The 19,294-nt window shown below is 62.2% G+C and carries 16 protein-coding genes; 6 read left to right on the top strand and 10 right to left on the bottom strand.

The features are described 5' to 3' along the window. Positions 1-89 precede the first annotated feature (89 nt). Positions 90-698, bottom strand: coding sequence for a C40 family peptidase (locus MHX66_RS06480; RefSeq protein WP_239201337.1), 609 nt, complete (start codon positions 696-698; stop codon positions 90-92). 468 nt (positions 699-1,166) lie between these two features. Here MHX66_RS06480 and MHX66_RS06475 point away from each other — a divergent pair, with 468 nt between their 5' ends. Beyond that, on the top strand, positions 1,167-1,841 hold the full coding sequence (locus MHX66_RS06475; protein WP_239201336.1) for a 3'-5' exonuclease: 675 nt from the start codon (positions 1,167-1,169) through the stop codon (positions 1,839-1,841). A 120-nt stretch (positions 1,842-1,961) separates the two neighbouring features. On the opposite strand, the gene MHX66_RS06470 is transcribed toward MHX66_RS06475, so the two are convergent. The 4 genes from MHX66_RS06470 to MHX66_RS06455 all read right to left on the bottom strand — a co-directional run bounded on the left by MHX66_RS06470 (position 1,962) and on the right by MHX66_RS06455 (position 6,391). Continuing rightward, on the bottom strand, positions 1,962-3,596 hold the full coding sequence (locus MHX66_RS06470) for a cytochrome bc complex cytochrome b subunit (RefSeq protein WP_239201335.1): 1,635 nt from the start codon (positions 3,594-3,596) through the stop codon (positions 1,962-1,964). Next, positions 3,593-4,798: a ubiquinol-cytochrome c reductase iron-sulfur subunit gene (locus MHX66_RS06465; RefSeq protein WP_239201334.1), complete on the bottom strand. Its 1,206-nt coding sequence runs from the start codon at positions 4,796-4,798 to the stop codon at positions 3,593-3,595. Before MHX66_RS06465 ends, MHX66_RS06470 begins: the two co-directional genes overlap by 4 nt. Continuing rightward, the gene (locus MHX66_RS06460; protein ID WP_239201332.1) at positions 4,795-5,694 is read right to left on the bottom strand and encodes a c-type cytochrome; all 900 of its coding nucleotides are present in this window, start codon (positions 5,692-5,694) and stop codon (positions 4,795-4,797) included. Before MHX66_RS06460 ends, MHX66_RS06465 begins: the two co-directional genes overlap by 4 nt. A gap of 85 nt (positions 5,695-5,779) precedes the next feature. Then, entirely contained in the window at positions 5,780-6,391 is a 612-nt protein-coding gene (locus tag MHX66_RS06455) for a heme-copper oxidase subunit III (protein ID WP_239201330.1), read from the bottom strand. Between the two features lie 409 nt (positions 6,392-6,800). Here MHX66_RS06455 and trpD point away from each other — a divergent pair, with 409 nt between their 5' ends. Further along, complete coding sequence (gene trpD / locus MHX66_RS06450) at positions 6,801-7,904, top strand: anthranilate phosphoribosyltransferase (protein ID WP_239201329.1); 1,104 nt, start codon at positions 6,801-6,803, stop codon at positions 7,902-7,904. A 98-nt stretch (positions 7,905-8,002) separates the two neighbouring features. Here the strand turns inward: trpD and MHX66_RS06445 are convergent, their stop codons facing one another. The 3 genes from MHX66_RS06445 to MHX66_RS06435 form a co-directional block, all read right to left on the bottom strand. Continuing rightward, the gene (locus MHX66_RS06445) at positions 8,003-8,434 is read right to left on the bottom strand and encodes a cytochrome c oxidase subunit 4 (RefSeq protein ID WP_239201323.1); all 432 of its coding nucleotides are present in this window, start codon (positions 8,432-8,434) and stop codon (positions 8,003-8,005) included. 42 nt (positions 8,435-8,476) lie between these two features. Beyond that, positions 8,477-9,586, bottom strand: coding sequence for a cytochrome c oxidase subunit II (locus MHX66_RS06440; protein ID WP_239201319.1), 1,110 nt, complete (start codon positions 9,584-9,586; stop codon positions 8,477-8,479). A 283-nt stretch (positions 9,587-9,869) separates the two neighbouring features. Further along, the gene (locus MHX66_RS06435; protein WP_239201318.1) at positions 9,870-11,630 is read right to left on the bottom strand and encodes a pyruvate dehydrogenase; all 1,761 of its coding nucleotides are present in this window, start codon (positions 11,628-11,630) and stop codon (positions 9,870-9,872) included. 207 nt (positions 11,631-11,837) lie between these two features. Here MHX66_RS06435 and asnB point away from each other — a divergent pair, with 207 nt between their 5' ends. Further along, positions 11,838-13,775, top strand: coding sequence for an asparagine synthase (glutamine-hydrolyzing) (gene asnB / locus MHX66_RS06430; RefSeq protein ID WP_239201316.1), 1,938 nt, complete (start codon positions 11,838-11,840; stop codon positions 13,773-13,775). A gap of 121 nt (positions 13,776-13,896) precedes the next feature. On the opposite strand, the gene MHX66_RS06425 is transcribed toward asnB, so the two are convergent. Next, positions 13,897-14,241: an iron-sulfur cluster assembly accessory protein gene (locus MHX66_RS06425; RefSeq protein ID WP_239201315.1), complete on the bottom strand. Its 345-nt coding sequence runs from the start codon at positions 14,239-14,241 to the stop codon at positions 13,897-13,899. Between the two features lie 185 nt (positions 14,242-14,426). On the opposite strand from MHX66_RS06425, the gene MHX66_RS06420 reads away from it, so the two are divergent. Next, positions 14,427-15,155 (top strand): DUF3043 domain-containing protein, encoded by a 729-nt coding sequence (locus MHX66_RS06420; RefSeq protein ID WP_239201312.1) that lies wholly within the window; start codon positions 14,427-14,429, stop codon positions 15,153-15,155. A 27-nt stretch (positions 15,156-15,182) separates the two neighbouring features. Then, on the top strand, positions 15,183-16,202 hold the full coding sequence (locus tag MHX66_RS06415) for a nicotinate-nucleotide--dimethylbenzimidazole phosphoribosyltransferase (protein WP_239201310.1): 1,020 nt from the start codon (positions 15,183-15,185) through the stop codon (positions 16,200-16,202). On the opposite strand, the gene MHX66_RS06410 is transcribed toward MHX66_RS06415, so the two are convergent. Beyond that, complete coding sequence (locus MHX66_RS06410; protein ID WP_239201309.1) at positions 16,169-17,368, bottom strand: branched-chain amino acid aminotransferase; 1,200 nt, start codon at positions 17,366-17,368, stop codon at positions 16,169-16,171. The two genes, MHX66_RS06415 and MHX66_RS06410, sit on opposite strands and share 34 nt — an antisense overlap. Before the next feature lie 176 nt (positions 17,369-17,544). On the opposite strand from MHX66_RS06410, the gene MHX66_RS06405 reads away from it, so the two are divergent. After that, entirely contained in the window at positions 17,545-19,248 is a 1,704-nt protein-coding gene (locus tag MHX66_RS06405) for a leucyl aminopeptidase (protein WP_239201308.1), read from the top strand. Positions 19,249-19,294 lie beyond the last annotated feature (46 nt).

The following is a 19,294-nucleotide window of genomic DNA, read 5'->3' as shown; positions in this document are numbered from 1 at the left end:
CACTCAATCACATGCTCACCAGTTGTCACACCAGCCCCGATCGCATCTGTCGAGCTGGCGAAACGCCGGGTGGGCGTCACTAAAAAATTTTAGAAACGCACCGCGTTGTAAACCGGCATCATGTGCAGGTTGTCGATACGCACCGGGTTGGAGGAGTTCAGTGCGTGGACGATCTTGCCGTTGCCGATGTAGATAGCAACGTGGGAAGCACCGCCGTAGTAGGAGATGACGTCGCCCGGCTGCAGAGCGTTCAGGGAGACCTTCTTGCCTGTGTTAGCCTGTGCGGAGGAGGTACGCGGAATGTTCTTGCCAACCTGGCGGTGAGCCCAGGAGGTCAGGCCGGAGCAGTCGAAAGCATTCGGACCAGATGCGCCCCAGGAGTACGGAGCGCCAACCTTGGACTTCGCGATGTTAGCGATGCGCTGGCCGACGGAGGAAGCAGCAGGCTTCTTAGCAGCCGGCTTAGCTGCAGGCGCTGGAGCGTTGTTGCCACCGGCGGTCAGGTTGGCCTGCTTGAAGTAGGGCTTGATGGTCGGCATCAGGTGGTCCGGGACGTCAACGGTGACGCCGGACGGGGTGTGGGTAACCGGAGCAGCCTGGGCTGCAGCGGGGTTCAGTACAGCGGCGCCCACACCGACAGCGGCGATCATTGCTGCGTTGCGGGGTGCGTTGTTCTTCTTCAGGCTGTGCTTGCCCATATAAGTCCTCAATTACCTTTCAATCCGTTGTCTGGGGTTCGGAACTCTTCCTTCTCCCCTCGCCCGGTAGCTCCTGTGCGCTACCGCGGTGCGGTGAACTCTTTGTCGCTCACCCTTAAGGTCTCGAAAAGATTACGAAATGAACACAAGCCGTGTCCAGCTCTTCGTCAAATATCCTGCGTTTCAGCCGCCGACGTGCCGTTGTTATAAAACTGAGATTTTCTAAACCCTCAAGGCGAACGTGAAAGTTACCAAAGCTTTATAATTCGTTGACCTGCGAATTTGGAAATCGCGGCACTAGCGACTGTTGAAAAATCTCGTTTAGGGTCTCTTAAGGAAGTCTTTTATGTGATCCTCATCACATGCACTGTTACTGGCGTGTTTCTGTCCTGTTATTGACGCCCCTACGACCCCACGGCGCATCACTTCAGCCACCGCTGTCCTACCCGCCCGCTAGACTTACTCCCCGTGTCCCCTACCCAGCCTCACTCTCCAGATGAATCATCAAGTCTGCACAGCGGCAAGCTGCGCCTAGATCTACAGCAGACCCTTGAGAACTGCATCGTCATCGATATTGAAACCACGGGGCTACGGCCGCAGGATGAGCGAATCATTGAGATCGCCGCCTTGCGTATCTGCGACGGCGACCTCCAGGATCAGTTCACTACCCTGCTCAACCCGCATCGCAACGTGCCTCAGGAAATCACAGACCTCACGGGCATCTCCGACGGTCTGCTGGCCGACAAGCCCAGCTTCGCCGAGATTCTGCCGGGCTTGCTGGCTTTCCTCCGGGATGCGTCAGGATCGGCCGCAGCCTCGGCCCCAGCCTCGACACCAAGCATGGGGACTCCGCGCCTAGTAGGACACAATGTCTCCTTCGACTTCTCTTTCCTCCAACACGAGATCCTCCGCGCCCAGCTGGGCGATGTCGCCCCAGCCCCGGACCCCGTTATCCCTCCATACACCCCGCGCCTGGTGTGCACTGCGGAGGCTTCCCGCTCGCTCATCCCCAGAGAGTCGGTGGGGCGCTATCGGCTGGGAAACGTGGCGTCATACCTTAAAGTCCCCCACCGTCCGCTACACCGCGCAATGAGCGACGCCCTAGCCACCTACGACGTCCTGCGGGCGCTGTCGGCGCACTAAAGCCCTCCGGGCGCTGCCGGCAGCTTCCTAACTCTTGACAGCAAAAATCCCGCCCACCGAATGGTGGACGGGATTTCCTCGAGCCTTATGTGAGAGCAGTTGAGTTAGCTCGAATGGAGACTACTTGTCGAGCTCCTCGTGGCGACGACGGTTCTCCTCGTTCAGTCGCTCGAACATTTCCTTCTGCTCCGCGTGGTTGGCCTTCTCGATGCGCTCGGCCTTCTCCGCGATCTCCGGGGAATCCGGGGTGAAGAAGCTGCCGCGGCCAGGCTGGCCGGCTGCGCCGAGCTCGTTCATGGTCTTCGGAACATATGCACCCTGGTACTCCAGCGGGATCGGGTGGCCGTGCTCGTCGACCGGGCCCAGCGGCTGGTGAACCTCGATGAAGCCACCGGAAGGCAGCTGGCGAATGGTGCCAGTCTCGATGCCGTGCTCCAGAACCTCGCGGTCGTTACGCTGCAGGGAGATGCACAGGTGGTAGGTGATGAAGTACGCGATCGGCGGCAGCAGCACCAGGCCGATACGGCCTACCCAGGTCATCAGGTTCAGCGAGATCGTGAAGTGCAGTGCAACCAGGTCGTTACCACCGGAGATGGTCAGCAGCACGTAGAAGACCAGTGCCATGACACCCAGTGCGGTACGAACCGGCACGTCGCGCGGACGCTGCAGCAGGTTGTGGTGGGCGTCATCGCCAGTCATCTTCTGCTCGATCCACGGGTAAGCGAACAGCAGCACAACCAGGCTGCCCAGCAGCAGAGCTACCCAGAACACAGCCGGAATGGTGTAGTTACCGAGGTAGAGCTCCCATGCAGGCATGACACGTGCAGCACCGTCAGTCCACAGCATGTAGATATCCGGCTGGGAACCGGCGGAAACCTGCGACGGGTTGTACGGGCCGAGGTTCCAGATTGCGTTGATCTGGAAGAGACCAGCCATCAGAGCGACGACACCGAAGGTGATCAGGCCGAAGGAAGCAGCCTTCAGACCGAACACCGGCAGAATACGTACGCCGACAACGTTGTTCTCAGTACGACCCGGTCCAGGGAACTGGGTGTGCTTCTGGTACCAAACCAGTGCCAAGTGGGCGGCGATCAGGGCCAGCAGGATGCCCGGGATCAGCAGCACGTGGGCGATGTACAGGCGAGGAATGATGATCTCACCCGGGAAGTCGCCAGCGAACATGATCCAGTGCAGCCAGGTACCGATGATCGGCAGACCAACGATGATGGCGGACATAATGCGCAGACCAACACCGGAGAGCAGGTCGTCCGGCAGGGAGTAACCCATGAAGCCCTCTGCCACGGACAGCAGCAGCAGGACACAACCGATGATCCAGTTAGCCTCACGTGGCTTGCGGAATGCACCGGTGAAGAAGATGCGCATCATGTGAACCATGATGGACACTGCGAACAGCAGTGCAGCCCAGTGGTGGACCTGGCGGATGAACAGGCCACCGCGAACCTCGAACGAGATGTCCAGTGCGGTGTGGTAGGCGGCGGACATCTCCACACCGTTGAGCGGTGCGTAGGCGCCGTCGTAGATCACCTTCGACATGGACGGATCGAAGAACAGCGTCAGGTAGACACCGGACAGGATCAGGATGATGAAGGAGTACAGCGCGATCTCACCGAGCATGAAGGACCAGTGAGTCGGGAATACCTTGTTAATTTGCGGGCGGATCAGGCCGGAGGCAGTGTACCGCTCGTCGATGTTGTTGGCCGCTTTAGCAGCGCGGCTCTGTTGTTTAGTGGTCATGAACGACGCTCCCAGAATGCCGGGCCGACAGGCTCGATGAAGTTACGGTCGGCGTACATGTATCCCTCTTCGTCGACCGAGATCGACAGCTCAGGCAGGGCGCGAGCTGCCGGTCCAAAGATCGGCTTACCGTGCTGCAGTGCATCGAACTGAGATTGGTGGCACGGGCAGAGGATGCGGTTAGTTTGCTGCTCATACAGGGACGTAGGGCAACCGATGTGAGTACAAATCTTCGAGTAAGCGAAGTAATCGCCGTAGTGGAAGTCCTCCTGGCCCTCACGCAGAATCGCCTTGTCAGCGTCCTCCGGGCGCAGGCGGATCAACATTACGGCGTTGCGCGAGCCGTGGATGGAGTGCATGTGCTCCTCGTAGACGTCACGGTTCTTGTCGAACTTGTCACCATCGTTGACCATGTCCTCAGTCAGCGGAAACACGGTCTCCATGGAGGCTGCGTCCAGATCCTCCGGGCGCATGCGGATCAGGCGAGACACGCCCTTGGTGCTGTAGTGACCGTCGTGCTCCTCGGCGATTGCGCCGGTGTCGCGGCCCAGGTAAACCTTCTCGCCCTGCTCCACCAGCGTCCAGCCGGTGGTCCAGAGGGTACCGTCGCCCTGAATACCCATGGCCTTGGCCTTCCAGGGGTTCTTAACGATGCCGCCCAGCGGCAAAGCGATAACCAGGCCAGCCAGAACCGCACCGGTACCGGCCAGACCGGCGATAACCGGGCGGCGGCCCAGGGTGGAGGTCTTCCAGGAGTCGTTCAGTAGAGCGACCAGGGTACGGCGGTCGACTTCCTCAGACGGGCCGTCGTGACGGGTCTGAACCGAAATCTCTTCCGGAACAAAGTTCTTGGTGTAGGCAACGATGGCCGCACCGAGCAGGGTGATGCTCAGACCGGACGTGATGCCCAGCAGCGGGGTGTAGACCGAGTAGAGCCACAGGCCGTCCTCTTCCAGACCCTTGTGCTCCCAGGGCCAGAACAGGTAGACACCGATGAAAGCGATGCCGAACAGGATCGACAGAGCCAGCAAAATGGTGACCTTGCTGCTCGCACGCTTCTCAGCGGGATCGTTGGCGATCGGGAAGCGTTCCTTGCGGTATGCAACCGTCACGCCGTCGAGCTCGGTACCCAGGCGGGCGAGCTCGTCGTTATTCATCTTCGACAGCTCTTCGTTGCTGTACTTCCTGTTGTTCTCACTCATGACCGCGATCCAATCCACATAGCGAAGGCAACGAGAACCACGATGCCGATAAACCACATGACCATGCCCTCAGTCACCGGGCCGATACCGCCCAGGCCGAAGCCACCCGGGTTAGGGGTTTCCTCAGCCGACTTGATGTAGGCAATGATGTCCTTCTTCTCGTCAGCGGTCAGCTGGCGATCGGAGAACTTAGGCATGTTCTGCGGACCCGTCAGCATGGCCTGGTAGAGCTCCTGCTCGTTGGCCGGTGCCAGCGGCGGAGCGTACTTACCACTGGAAAGTGCGCCACCCTTACCGGTGAAGTTGTGGCAAGATGCACAGTTCAGGCGGAACAGATCGGAACCACGGGCAACGTCGGCCGGGTCGATCTTGCCATCCTTGTTGTTGGCGCCACGCAGGGACTCCATGGCGATCTCGCCGTTAGCATCGCGGACGATGCCCGGGCCGCCACCGTTAGCGTTAACGTATGCGGCCAGCGCTAGTGCCTGCTGCTCGGAGTAGCGCGGGGGCTTACGCTTGGCCTGCGCCTCGTTGCGCAGCATCGGCATACGGCCGGAGTGCACCTGGAAGTACACGGAGCCTTCGCCGACGCCGATCAGGGAAGGACCGCGATCCTTCACGCCCTGCAGGTTTGCACCGTGGCAGGTGATACAAGCAACCTCGTAGATTTCCTTACCCTGCTGTGCCAGCTCTTCCGTGCTCTGCTCGGCAACGGCGTTCTGTGCATCGGGGGTCAATGCGTTGGCGAGGAAGCCCGCGCCCGTGAGCGCGAACAGCAAAGCCAACGCGCCGGCGAAGGCCTTGCGGACCTTCCGGCGGCGGCGTGCCTTAGCGGCACTGCCCTTCGAACCACTGGAGCCTTGCTCCGTGGTTGCGTTGGTGGAGTTGATATCCATCTTGTTCCCTTATTTGTTAGTCAATGGAATTGCGATGGGCTGTAGGCCGACTCTCTTCTTAGGGAGAAGAACCGACCTGGCCGGCCTACTGAATGAAGTAAATGGTGATCCACAGGCCGATCCACACAACGTCGACGAAGTGCCAGTAGTAGGACACAACGACGGCGGCGGTGGCCTGCGCCGGGGTGAACTTCGACTTCGCGGTCCTCAGCAGCACCACGAGGAAGGCGATAACACCGGCGAGCACGTGCGCGCCGTGGAAGCCTGTCGTGATGAAGAAGACCGATCCGTAGACGGATCCGGGGATGGTGGTTCCGTGCTGCACCAAGTGGACATACTCGTAGCCCTGGCCGATAAGGAAGATAGTTCCCAGCAGCGCGGACAATGCGTACCACTTGCGTAGCGCGAAGACGTCACCCCTCTCCGCTGCGAAGACGCCCCACTGAGCAGTGAACGAAGAACTGATCAGGATGACCGTAATCGTTGCCGCGAACGGCACATTCAGCTCGGTGGGCTCGGACGGCCAATCGCCGCCAGAGTTGGCCTTGGACACGAAGTACATCGCGAACAGGCCAGCGAAAAACATCAATTCCTGAGACAGGAACACAATCGTGCCGACACTGACCATGTTGGGTCGGTTCAGTGTCGCAACACGTTGTGGTGCTGCCATACCTGGGTTTTCAACTGCGCTCGTCACGCATAACAGTATGGCCGTTTCAAGCCCGATAGTCGATTCACTTCGGCGGTTTTCTGGAAGCAATCTGTAAAATCGCAGGTGAAACCTTGGATAAACCTGAAAGCCAACCCCGTAAGGGGCTAGTGGGAACTTTTCCATCCCCGGATCCGACGAGTCACATAACGACAGGTCAAATGCCACTTTCGTCAAGGGCTGACACACCGACCACCCCGCTATGGGGCTAGCCGCCCTCCATCCCCCCCGACGCTCCCCCGACAGCCTTTCCCGCAGAACCGGCCCCTCGGGCCGCGCCTACCCAAAGGCCTCCGCGCCCCCCACGCGCCTAATAGACTGGTTAGTACAGTATGTATTTACTCAGTGTGCCGATGCGCGGCACAGGTTCCTGACAGAAAGGTGCGTCGAAGCAGCTATGTCCCCCACTACCCCACGTTCCGTAGAAACCAGCGGCCTTAGCCCCGAGCAACTACCGCCGAGCTACTTCACCTGGCCCGGCCTGCTCGGGCGACTCGGCAAGGGCCAGGAGCTCAGCGAGGCCCAGGTTCGCTGGGCGATGAACGAGATCATGGAGGGCAACGCTACCGACGCGCAGATCGCCGCCTTTGCCTTCGGCATCCGCGTGCGCGGCATCACCGCGGCCGAGCTGGCCGCTGCAGCCGAGACGATGACTAGCTTCGCCACCCCTGTGGACTTCTCGGACGTCCCCAACTGTGTAGACATCGTGGGCACGGGCGGCGACGGCCACCACACTGTCAACATTTCCACCATGGCTTCCTTCGTGGTCAGCGCCGCGGGCGTGCCGGTGGTTAAACACGGCAACCGCGCCGCCAGCTCCAAGTGCGGCGGTGCAGACATGTTGGAGGCCCTGGGCTTGGACATCGAGCGCTCCCCCGAGGCCATCCGCCAGGATGCGCACGAGACGGGCTTCGCCTTCATGTTTGCAAAGACCTACCACCCGGCGATGCGTTTCGCCGGCCCCGTGCGCAGCCAGCTGGGCGCCCCCACCATCTTCAACTTGCTGGGCCCCATGACCAACCCCGCGTACCCGAAGTTCGGCCTGATCGGCTGCGCTTTCAAGGAGTTCATGCCCATCATGGGCGGCGCGTTCGCCCGCCAAGGCAGCCGCGTTCTCGTGGTGCGGGGCATGGATGGCATGGACGAGATCTCTGTGTGCACTCCTACCGAGGTCGTTACTGTGGACGCCAACGGCCGCACCGACGAGGAAGTCATCAACCCTCGCAACGTCGGCCTCGACTTCTACGAGGACGGCAGCCTGGTCGGCGGCGACGCACAGTACAACGCGGACGTGGCCGTGCGCCTGATGAAGGGTGAGATCTCCGGCGCTATCAAGGATGCTGTCTTGATTAACGCCGCTGGCGCCCTGACGGCCGTGCGGGGCTGGGAGGAGAAGGGCTTCCAGGAGACTCTGCGCGAGCAGGTGCAGATCGCCCGCGAGGCTCTGGAATCCGGCGCCGCCCTCAAGCAGATGGAAAAGATCATCGGCAAGGAATTCTGATCTAGTGGCGCCTGAGGGCGTCACTAAATAAGAGAACTCCCCCTCCGAGCCCGGTCCTAAAGACTGGCGGAGGGGGAGTTTTTAGTGAAGTGTGAAGTTTAGTGCTTCTCCGGCGGCAGGCCGTACTGCAGGTTCAGCATCGTGGTGGCCCAGATCAGCATGACGGCACCGAAGGCGACCAGCCACAGGTGCCACCATGCCAGACCGGCGCCCATCACGACGATGGAGACGGTCATCCAGAACGGCCAGATGGAGCTTGCGGAAAAGAAGCCCAGCACTCCCTCGCCGTCCTCGATCTCTGCCTCTTCCCAGTCGTCCGGACCGATGTCGGTCTTGGAGGCGGTCAGGTGGAGGTAACCACCGAGCATGAAGGCCAGCAGGGTGGCCATGACCAGGCCGGTGCCACCAGCCCACTCAACACCCATGACGTTGCCCGAGTCCTCCACGGAGGAGGTGACGATGAAGTAGAACACCGTGACTACAACGAAGAAGGTACCGATAGCGTAGAAAAGCTTTGCACCAGAGTTCATTTGCTTATCTCTCTTCCTTAATTTCCCTTAGCGCTCCGCTGTTTAAGCGGCGTTGCGGTCCTTGTAGTTCTCGTTCGGAGTACGGGTGCCGGTGCGGTCGGACTCGAACGGGTGGGTGGAGGTTGCGTAGCCTTCCTCACCGATGGCCTTCAGCGCCTCGGAGTTCGGAGCCTCCGGGTTGTCCTTACGGAACTGGATGTACTGCTCGAACTTCTCCGGGGAGACAACGCGCAGCTCGAAGTTCATCATCGCGTGGTAGGTACCGCACATTTCAGCACAGCGGCCGACGTATGCGCCTTCCTCGTCGATGGACTCAACCTGGAAGCGACGCTCGGAGCGGTTCTCGCTCGGGTGCGGGAACACGTCGCGCTTGAACAGGAACTCCGGGATCCAGAAGGAGTGGACAACGTCGGCGGAAGCCAGATCGAACTCGATCGGGGTGCCGGACGGAACGACCAGAACCGGAATCTCCTGGGTGGTGCCCACGGTCTCGATCTTGTTGTAGTGCAGGTAGCTGAGGTCATCCTTGGAGTTGCCGTGGATCGGGCCCGGGATCTGGTCGCCGTGCTCGTCCAGGTTCTTCGCAGGCTTCTTGGACTCCTCTGCGCGGGCCTGTGCCTTCTCGTCGACACCCTTGTACTCCTGGCCGCCGTTCAGCTCGGAGGCGATCTCCCGGTAGCCGAACTTCCAGTTCCACTGGTAGCCGGTCACGTCGACGACGACCTTCGGATCCTTATCCAGAGCCGTTGCGCGGTCCTGCGCCTGAACGTTGAAGAAGAATAGGCCACAGACGATCAGAACCGGCAGGGTGGTCAGAACCAGCTCCAGCGGAACGTTGTAGCCGGTCTGGCGCGGGAACTCGTCCTCGCCGCGCTTCTCGGCCTTCTTGGCGCTAGACCTACCCATGTTCACAAACAGCAGCACCCACATGATGATGCCGATGATCCAGGCGACGACCCAGACCCACACCCACAGGTTGCCCATTTCCTTGGACTCCGGGGTGATGCCCTTCGGCCAGCCCATGCGCAAGAAGTTAAAGAAACCGTTCTCCGGCGGGGCGACAGTACAGCCGGAAAGAACCAGGCCAGCTAGGCCCAGTACACCGGCGAGGCCAATACGGCGAGTCAAACCGTGCTTATTTCGCTGTTCCACGCGAGTTTGCCTTCCTCATTCACACGTCACTTTGCGTTGTAGGCCTTGCGGTCCGTCGCGCGCCTGCAGTTCGCGCGCGATAGATAGATCTACAACCACTTCACTTAAAGAACCTTAGACCATTAACAGGACATTGCCACCATCGCGGAACGGGATTTTCCCTTTTCGGGGTTGGCGGCTACCCACATTGCCCCCACACGGGTTAGGCGGGAGCCCGCGCAGTGCGTGGCTCCCGCCTTTGTAGAGGTTCTTGGGGTGCTCTCCCCTGGCACTCTAGAGCGCCCTAGAACTTGTTCATCTCAATCACTCCGGCACCGCCGATGTTGCGCAGGTTTGCGCGGGCCAGGTCGACCATGCGCCCCACGCCACCCTCGAATACGGTGCGCGTTGCGGAGCGGGAGAAGCCCATCATCATCTCCCAAGTGATGTTCGGCGGTAGGCTCAGCGCGTTCGGGTCGGTAACCACATCAACCAGCACCGGGCCGTCGTAAGCCAGAGCTTCCTTAATACCGCTCTCCACGTCCGCCGGATCCTCGATGCGGATCGCCTTAATTCCGATGGCTTCCGCGATCTTGGCGAAGTTCACGTGCTCGTGGTCGGTTTCGTGCTCGGGCAGTCCAGCGACCATCATCTCCAGCTTCACCATGCCCAGCGAGGAGTTATTAAAGACCACGATGTTGACCGGGAGGTCGTGCAGCTTGGCGGTCAGCAGCTCGCCCATGAGCATCCCCAGGCCGCCGTCGCCGGAGAAGGAGATCACCTGGCGGTCGCGGTCCGCGGCCTGCGCACCCAGCGCCTGCGGCAGCGCGTTGGCCATGGTGCCGTGGCGGAACGAGCCGATTTCTTCACGCTTGCCGTTCGGCGTGATGTAGCGGGCACCCCAGACGTTGCACATGCCGGTATCGATAGTGAAGATGGCATCTTCAGCCGCCAGGCGGTCGATCGTGTCCGCCAGGTACTCCGGGTGGATAGGCTTCGACTTGCCCGCCTTCTTGGTGTAGGCGTCCACCACGTGGTTCAGCGCCCGCGCGTGGTTGCGCAGCTGCTTGTCCAGGAACCTGCGGTCGGTCTTTTCCTCGATGTGCGGCAGGATCGTGTCGATCACCGCCCCGACGTCGCCGACCACGGGGTAGTCGATGGTGGTGCGGCGGCCGATGTGGGAGCCGTCGATGTCGACCTGCGCCACGTTGCCGGTCGGCAGGAAGTCGGTGTACGGGAAGTCGGTTCCCAACAGGATCAGCAGGTCAGCGTCGTACATCGCGTCGCGCGCCGCACCGTAGCCCAGCAGGCCGGACATGCCGACGTCGAATGGGTTGTCGTACTGGATGTGCATCTTGCCACCGAAGGCGTGGCCGACCGGGGACTTAATCTTCTCTGCCAGCTCGAGCACTTGCTCTCGAGAGTTTTTGACGCCCTCACCGCAGAACAAAGTGACGGTTTCGGCATCGTTGATGGCCTTGGCCAGGCGGGCTGCTTCCTCGGCATCCGGGTACAGCACGGGGCGCCCCTTGGCGTACACCGAGTCGATGAAGCCTTCCTCCTCGATTTCCTGGGAGGATACGTCGCCAGGGATGACCAGCACGCTGACACCCTTTCCGGCCAGCGTGGACTGGATGGCGTGGTGCAGCACCTTTGGCCCCTGCGCTGCGGAGTTCACCATCTCGCAGTAGCCGGAGCACTCCTGGAAGATCTGCTCGGGGTGAGTTTCCTGGAAGAACTGGCTGCCGATCTGCACGCTCGGGATGTGGGAGGCAATGGCCAGCACCTTCGCACCATTGCGGTGGGAATCATAAAGGCCCTGGATCAGGTGGGTATTGCCGGGACCGCAGGAGGCGGCACACACGGCTAAATCGCCAGTGACGAGGGATTCCGCGCCGGCGGCGAAAGCCGCGGCTTCCTCGTTGCGCACGTGGATCCATTCGATGGAGGACTGACGAACCTCATCGACGATCGGGTTGAGGCTATCGCCCACCAGCCCGAAGATTCGCTTAACGCCCTGTTTTTCTAGAGTCTTTACCAGCTGTGATGCGAAATTTTTTGCCATGCCTCCTAGGCTACGCGGAGCTATAGAACAGTGCATGGATCGCTGAACAGTCTCACAGAAGTGAAATTATGTAATGCACATCACTCAGGTGCTAGATAGCCCGTGTGCTCAATAACCCCATGTACTTAATAACTCAGTCTTAAAACGGTCTGCTCTCCGCCGTGGCAACTAGCTCACCTCCACCCCATCCGCGTAAAGTCAGAACGCATGTGTGGATTGCTTGGAATCATTGCGGCGAACGGCGCCGCGGAAAATTTCGTTGAGGCTGTAGAGGGCGCACTCCCTTGCATGCACCACCGTGGCCCGGACGATAGCGGCACGTGGCACGACCAAGATGTCGTCTTCGGCTTCAACCGACTATCCATCATCGACTTGGAGCACTCGCACCAGCCCCTGCAGTGGGGCCCGGAGGGCGAGGAAAACCGCTACGCGCTGACGTTTAACGGTGAGATCTACAACTACGTCGAGCTGCGCGAGGAGCTCAAGGAAGCTGGCTATACCTTTAATACTGAGGGCGACGGCGAGACCATCGTGGTGGGCTTCCACCACTGGGGCGCCGACGTGGTGAACCACCTGCGCGGCATGTTCGCCTTCGCTGTGTGGGATTCCAAGGAAAAGAAGCTGTTCCTGGCTCGCGATCAGTTCGGCATCAAGCCGATGTATGTCGCTACCACCGAGGCGGGCACCGTCTTCGCCTCGGAGAAGAAGTGCATCCTGTCGATGGCAGAGGCCCTTAACCTGAACCTGGATCTGGATATCCGCGCTATTGCGCACTACACCGATCTGCAGTACGTCCCGGAACCAGAGAGCCTGCACAAGAACATCCGCCGCCTGGAATCTGGCAGCTACGGATTCGTCACCCCTGGCGGGAAGATCGAGGAAACCCGCTGGTTCGAACCTCGCTTCCCCGTGAAGAAGGTCGCAGCTGGCGACGAGGAGGCCGTATTCCAGCGTATCGCCGAGGCCCTGGAGGATTCCGTGGCCAAGCACATGCGCGCGGACGTCACGGTCGGCTCCTTCCTGTCCGGCGGCATCGACTCCACCGCCATCGCCGCGCTGGCCAAGCGTCATAACCCGGATCTACTGACTTTTACCACCGGTTTCGAGCGGGAGGGCTACTCCGAGGTCGACGTTGCCGCGGAATCTGCCGCCGCCATCGGCGCCGAGCACATCGTGAAGGTTGTCAGCCCCGAGGAGTACGCCGAGGCTATCCCGAAGATCATCTGGTACCTGGACGATCCAGTAGCCGACCCGTCGCTGGTGCCGCTGTATTTCGTGGCGCAGGAGGCCCGCAAGCACGTCAAGGTGGTGCTCTCCGGCGAGGGCGCCGACGAGCTCTTCGGCGGCTACACCATCTACAAGGAGCCGCTGAGCCTGGCACCTTTCGACAAGATCCCCTCCCCGCTGAAGCGCGTGCTGTCCAGCGTGGGCAACGCACTGCCCGAGGGCATGCGCGGCAAGTCCCTGCTGCAGCGCGGCACCATGTCGATGGAGGACCGCTACTACGGCAACGCGCGCTCTTTTAACTACCAGCAGCTAGAGCGCGTACTGCGCGAGATCCGCCCCGAGTGGGATCACCGCGAGGTCACGGCGCCGATCTACGCGAAGTCAAAGGACATGGACCCGGTCGCCCGCATGCAGCACCTGGACCTGTTCACCTGGATGCGTGGCGACATTCTGGTGAAGGCCGACAAGATCAACATGGCAAACTCCCTGGAGCTGCGCGTGCCGTTCCTGGATAAGGTCGTCTTCGACGTGGCGGAAACCCTGCCCCACGAGCTCAAAATCTCCCATGGCACCACCAAGTACGCGCTGCGCAAGGCGCTGGAGCGCATCGTGCCGCCGCACGTTCTGCACCGCAAGAAGCTGGGCTTCCCGGTGCCGATGCGCCACTGGCTGGCCGGCGACGAGCTCTACGGCTGGGCCAAGGAGAACATCGAGGCCTCGCAGACCGACCACATCTTCAACAAGGCAGAGGTCCTGAAGATGCTGGACGAGCACCGCGTGGCGATGAACACCGGCTCCGGGCCGGACCACTCCCGCCGACTGTGGACCGTCATCGCCTTCATGGTCTGGCACGGCATCTTCGTCGAGGATCGCATCGATCCACAGATCGACCAGCGCCAGTACCCGGTCAACCTCTAGAGCTCGCCCCTAGAGCCAACCTCTAGAGCCCGCCGCCCCGCTCTAGACGCTAGAGACCCGAAAACGCCCCCGAGGGAATTCATCCCTAGGGGGCGTCATTAATTAGAGCAGCTAGAGCCGCTTAGCTGAAGGAATCACCACAGGCACAGGAACCGGTAGCGTTCGGGTTGTCGATGGTGAAGCCCTGAGACTCGATGGTGTCCGCGAAGTCGATCTTCGCACCCATCAGGTACGGGGAGGACATGCGATCCACAACCAGGTTCACACCGTCGTACTCGTCGACCAGATCGCCGTCCAGGGAACGATCATCGAAAAACAGCTGGTAGCGCAGGCCAGCGCAACCGCCAGGCTGCACTGCGATACGCAGGGAAAGATCGTCGCGGCCCTCCTGTGCCAGCAGGGCGCTGGCCTTCTGCTGGGCAGCCTCGGTCAGCTCCACACCGGTGACCTTCTCTGGAGCAGTCATGTTGGTCCTCCTCAATAAATGACCGAATTTTTGAATTGGCTTTGCTCACAAGCTACGCCTCATTGTTCCACAACGCCACTACCCTCTTGGGTTATTCCCGCGACAGCGATATTTCTCCGCGTTCCCGCGCTAGTGTTTTTGGTTTTGTTCCCCTGCTCTCCTGCTCTAGCCTGTTACATGTGAAAATGCCATGGAAGAAGCAGGAAAAGGTCGCCGACTCAGCCGAGGATCAGGTCTCGCCACAGGATGCCGATGCGTCGGCTGAGGTAGACAGCGACGCAGACGGTGGCGTCACTAAGGAAAAGAACTCCAAGGCCTTTACGCCGAAGAAGGGCAAGGCCACCCCGAAGCGCAACGAACAGGAGCGCAAGCACGGCGTGCGCCGCAGCGCCTACACCGCCCCCGCCACTCCAGGCGAGGCGCGCAAGCAGCGCAAGGAGCTCAAGGCCTCCATGTCCAAGGAGGAATACAAGGCCATGAAGCAGCGCCAGAAGGACGAGGCGAACCGCGAGCGACGCCGCGCCAACCAGCGCATGATGGCCGGCGACGAGGATTACCTCATGGACCGCGACAAGGGGCCGGAAAAGCGCTTCGTCCGCGACTGGATCGATTCCCGCCGCTACATGATGAACTTCTTCCTGCCGCTGGCGCTGCTGGTCATCGTCATCATGATCTTCGGCATGTCCAACCCGAACATCGCCAACCTGGCTTCGCTGGTGATGATGGTCGTGTTCCTCATCATGATCGGTGAGGGCATTTGGCTCGGCCGCCGCATTAACCGCGAGGTCAACGAGCGCTTCCCTGACAACCCGCACGGCAAGTTCAGCCTGGGTCTGTATGCGTTCACCCGCGCCACGATGATTCGCCGCCTGCGCACCCCTGCCCCGCAGAAGCAGATCGGCGACAGCGTTTAAAAGCCGACAACGTTTAGACTGAAACCCATGGCTTCTACGACCTCGGCTTCTACCACCTCCGCCCCGAACTTCCCGCCTATCGTCCCGCCGGACGAGGCCACTCGCAGTCGAGCCGATCAGCTGCGCACCTCCGCGCCGACGAAGGCCGGCATTCCGGCTGGTTCGCTGGGAAGGCTGGAGGGGGTCGCCACCTGGATCGCCGCCTGCCAGGGTTCCGCCCCCGCCGAGGTTCTGAACGCGGCGCGCCTGGTTGTGGTTACCGGCGAGCACGGGGTGGCCGAGGCGCACCCGGAGATCTCCGCCCTGCCGTACGACTTCAATGCCCAGGTGCGCCAGAACCTGGCCGATGCGACCGCTCCGATTGTGGATGCCTGCAGGTCCGCACGGGTTTCTCTTTCTATTATTGACGCCACGTTGGGTACCCCCTCCGGTTCCATCGACACCGCGGACGCTTTGAGCCCCGAGGATTATGTAAGGCACCTGCGGCGCGGCATGCGTTTCGCCGACCAGGAGGCGGACAAGGGCACGCAGGTGCTGCTGCTGGGTGATCTGGGGCGGGGGCTTACCACGGTGGCCGCTGCGGTGATTGGCAGCGTGTGCAACGTGGAGCCGGTGAAGATCATCGGCCGGGGTTCCGGCATCGATGACGAGGCGTGGAAGACGAAGGTGGCGGTGATCCGCGATGCGATGTTCCGCGTGCGCGATGATAAGGCGGTGGCCTCGCGGGCGCTGCAGCAGATCGGCTCGGCCGACCTGGCGGTGATGGCGGGGATTCTGGCGCAGGCGGCGGTGCGCCGCACGCCTGTGATTTTCGACGGCGTAGGGGCGGCTGCGGCGGCACTGTGCGCGCAAATGCTGGCGCCGGGGGCCGCCGCGTGGTGGCTGGCGGCTTCGGCGGGCACGGAGCCCGCTGCCCTCCCGGCGCTCAATGCGCTCGGCTTGGAGCCGCTGCTGGATCTGCAGCTCGGCACCGGCCAGGGGCTGGGCGCCGTCCTGGCCTTGCCGATGGTGCGTTACGCGGTGGCTGCCTGCTCCACCAGCGTGTAGAGCCAGCCGTGCTTGTCGGCGACGCGGCCGTTCTGGATGCCCGTCAGCTGCTCGCGCAGGCGCATGGTCACCGGACCGGTCTGGCCGCCGTTGACCTGGAATTCGCCGGACTCGTCCTTCACGGTGCCGACCGGGGTGACGACGGCTGCGGTGCCGCAGGCGAAGGCCTCGGTCATGGCGCCGGACTTCGCGGCTTCCTTCCACTCGTCGGTGGAGATGCGGCGCTCCTCTACCTTGTAGCCCAGGTCGCGCGCCAATTCCAGCAGGGAGAGGCGGGTAACGCCCGGCAGTAGCGAGCCGGAGAGTTCCGGGGTGACCAGCGTGACATTTTCGGCGCCAGCGCCGACGGCCTCGCCTTCGCCGCCATCCTCGCTTCCGAAGACGAACGCCAGGTTCATGCCGCCCATCTCTTCGATGTACTTGTGCTCGGTCGCGTCCAGCCATACCACCTGGTCGCAGCCTTCCTTCTCTGCGGAAGCCTGTGCCGCCAGAGAGGCCGCGTAGTTACCGGCGAACTTCGCAGCACCGGTACCGCCGGGTGCGGCGCGGGTGTAGTCAGTGGACAGCCAGACGCTCACCGGGTTGATGCCGCCGGAGAAGTAAGCGCCCGCCGGGGAGGCGATCACGAAGTAGGTGTAGCTGCTAGCCGGGTGCACACCCAGGCCAACCTCACGGGAGATCATGAAGGGACGCAGGTACAGGGATTCTTCGCCTCCGCCCTGCGGAACCCAGCGCTGGTCGATGTCCACGATCTGGCGCAGGGATTCCAGGAACAGCTCCTCCGGCAGCTCCGGCATGGCCATGCGGGCGGCGGAGTTCTGGAAGCGGCGGGCGTTCTGCTCCGGGCGGAAGGTGACGATCTTGCCGCCTTCGCCGCGGTAGGCCTTCAGGCCTTCGAAGATGGCCTGGCCGTAGTGGAACACGCTGCATGCCGGGTCCATCTGGATCTGCTGGTAGGGCTCCACGCGGGCGTTGTGCCAGCCATCCTCGGCGTTCCAGTCGATGGCGACCATGTGGTCGGTGAAGTACTTGCCGAAGCCCGGGGCAGCGAGGATCTCGGCGATCTTCTCGTCGGTCACCGGGTTCTGGGTGCGGGTGACGCTGAACTCCACCTGGGAGCTCTGCTGGGCCTTCTGGGTCTGGGAGTTTGCCTCTGGAGTAGTCATGAGTCCCAGACTACTCTGCCGCTACAAAAAAGTGTGAGGAGGCTAACAATTTCTTGGGGGTGGTTACTCCCGTCGATCTGCCGGCAGACGATTCTGGGTAGAGTGAAACCAGCGAATTAACACTTTAGAAAGACTTGCAAGATTCATAAGGACATCAAGGAGCAGTCGAACCCCCTATGACCGCCACCAATTCTTCCTCCCCCATCGCCGGCCTGCCGTCCCGCGGTTTCGTTCCGCAGATGTCGCTGGTACACACCGATTCCACGCTCGAGGACAGCGGCACTGTTACCCCGTCGGTCATCGACACGCTGGTCATCCCAGTCTTCGAAGGTGAGGCTGGACTGGAGCTCACTGGCGCTCCTATTGACGCCCTCACGGCCGAACAGCAATTGGAAATGTGGAAGCTACTTATTTCCGTTGGCGCGAAGGGCACCGCTGGTGAGGTGACGGTGGTCCCCAACCTCTCGGCCGAGCGCCGCAGCGAGGTCGTCTCCACCGGCAACCTGTCCGCCCAGGTGCAGGAATCCACCGTGGAGCCGGAGACTGCCGAGGGGCTTGTCGAGGCCGGCGCTGGATCCACCGGCCCGGAGAAGATCCTGGCAATCGGTATGGGGCCGGCCGATGAGGTGTCGGCGGAGGACGTCCGCGTGGCCGCAGGCGTGGCGTCCCGAAGCATCAAGAAGCCCGAACAACAAGAGGGCCCAAACGAGGGCGAGCCGCACGGCGCCCGAGTGGTGAGCGCCCTGGGTCTGCTGGGCGCGGAGGCCGCGCTGGTCGGCCACGCGCTAGGCGCCTACGAGTACCGCGGGCTGAAGACGGCCGAGCACACGCCGACGATCGAGTCGATTGAGGTGCTGACCGGCGAGGATCCAACAGACACCCTGGAGCACGCGCAGGCCACCGTGCGGGCGGTCGCACTGGCGCGCGACCTGGTGAACACCCCGTCGAACGTGCTGTACCCGGAAAGCTACGCGGGCATCATCGCGGAGGCGGCGAAGCACACGGACGTGACCGTGGAGGTGCTGGACGAGGCCGCCCTGGAAGAGCAGGGCTTCGGCGGCATCCTGGGCGTGGGGCAAGGCTCGGCGCGCGGGCCGCGTCTGGTGCGCCTGGACTACAACCCGGACAAGATCGCCGAGGATTCCCCGCACGTGGCGCTGGTCGGCAAGGGCATCACCTTCGACACCGGCGGCATTTCCCTGAAGCCGCCGGCGAAGATGTGGAACATGATCTCCGACATGGGTGGCTCCGCGGCCGTCGTCGCGGCGGTGATCGCCGCAGCTGAGCTGAACATTCCGGTGCGCGTGACGGCCACCGTCCCGCTGGCGGAGAACATGCCCGGCGGAGAGGCCACCCGCCCCGGCGACGTGCTACGCCACTACGGCGGCACCACCACCGAGGTGCTAAACACCGACGCGGAGGGCCGCCTGGTGCTGGCCGATGCCATCGTCCGCGCCTGCGAGGACAACCCGGACTACCTGATCGAAACCGCCACCCTGACCGGTGCGCAGATGGTGGCTCTGGGCGACCGCACGCCGGGCATCATGGGCTCCATGGATTTCCGCGACCGCGTGGCGATGATCTCCCAGCGCGTGGGCGATGCCGGCTGGCCGATGCCGCTGCCCGCGGAGCTGGGCGAAGCGCTGAAGTCGGACGTGGCGGACATCAAGAACATCTCCGGCAACCGCTGGGGTGGCATGTCCGTGGCGGGCCACTACCTGAAGAGCTTCGTGGCCGAGGGCGTGCAGTGGGTGCACATTGACGTCGCGGGCCCGGCCTACAACGACGGCGCGGCATACGGCTACACCCCGAAGCGGGCAACCGGCTCGCCGGTGCGCACCATCATCGCCGCGCTGGAGGATGTTGCGCTGAAGGGCTAGGCAGGCCGGGCTGCGCTTGCCCGCGGCTCGCGCACCTGCGCGGGCG

It is taken from the genome of Corynebacterium sp. ACRPH (assembly GCF_022347285.1).
Classification (GTDB): domain Bacteria; phylum Actinomycetota; class Actinomycetes; order Mycobacteriales; family Mycobacteriaceae; genus Corynebacterium.
This window is presented reverse-complemented; position numbering and strand designations above follow the sequence as displayed.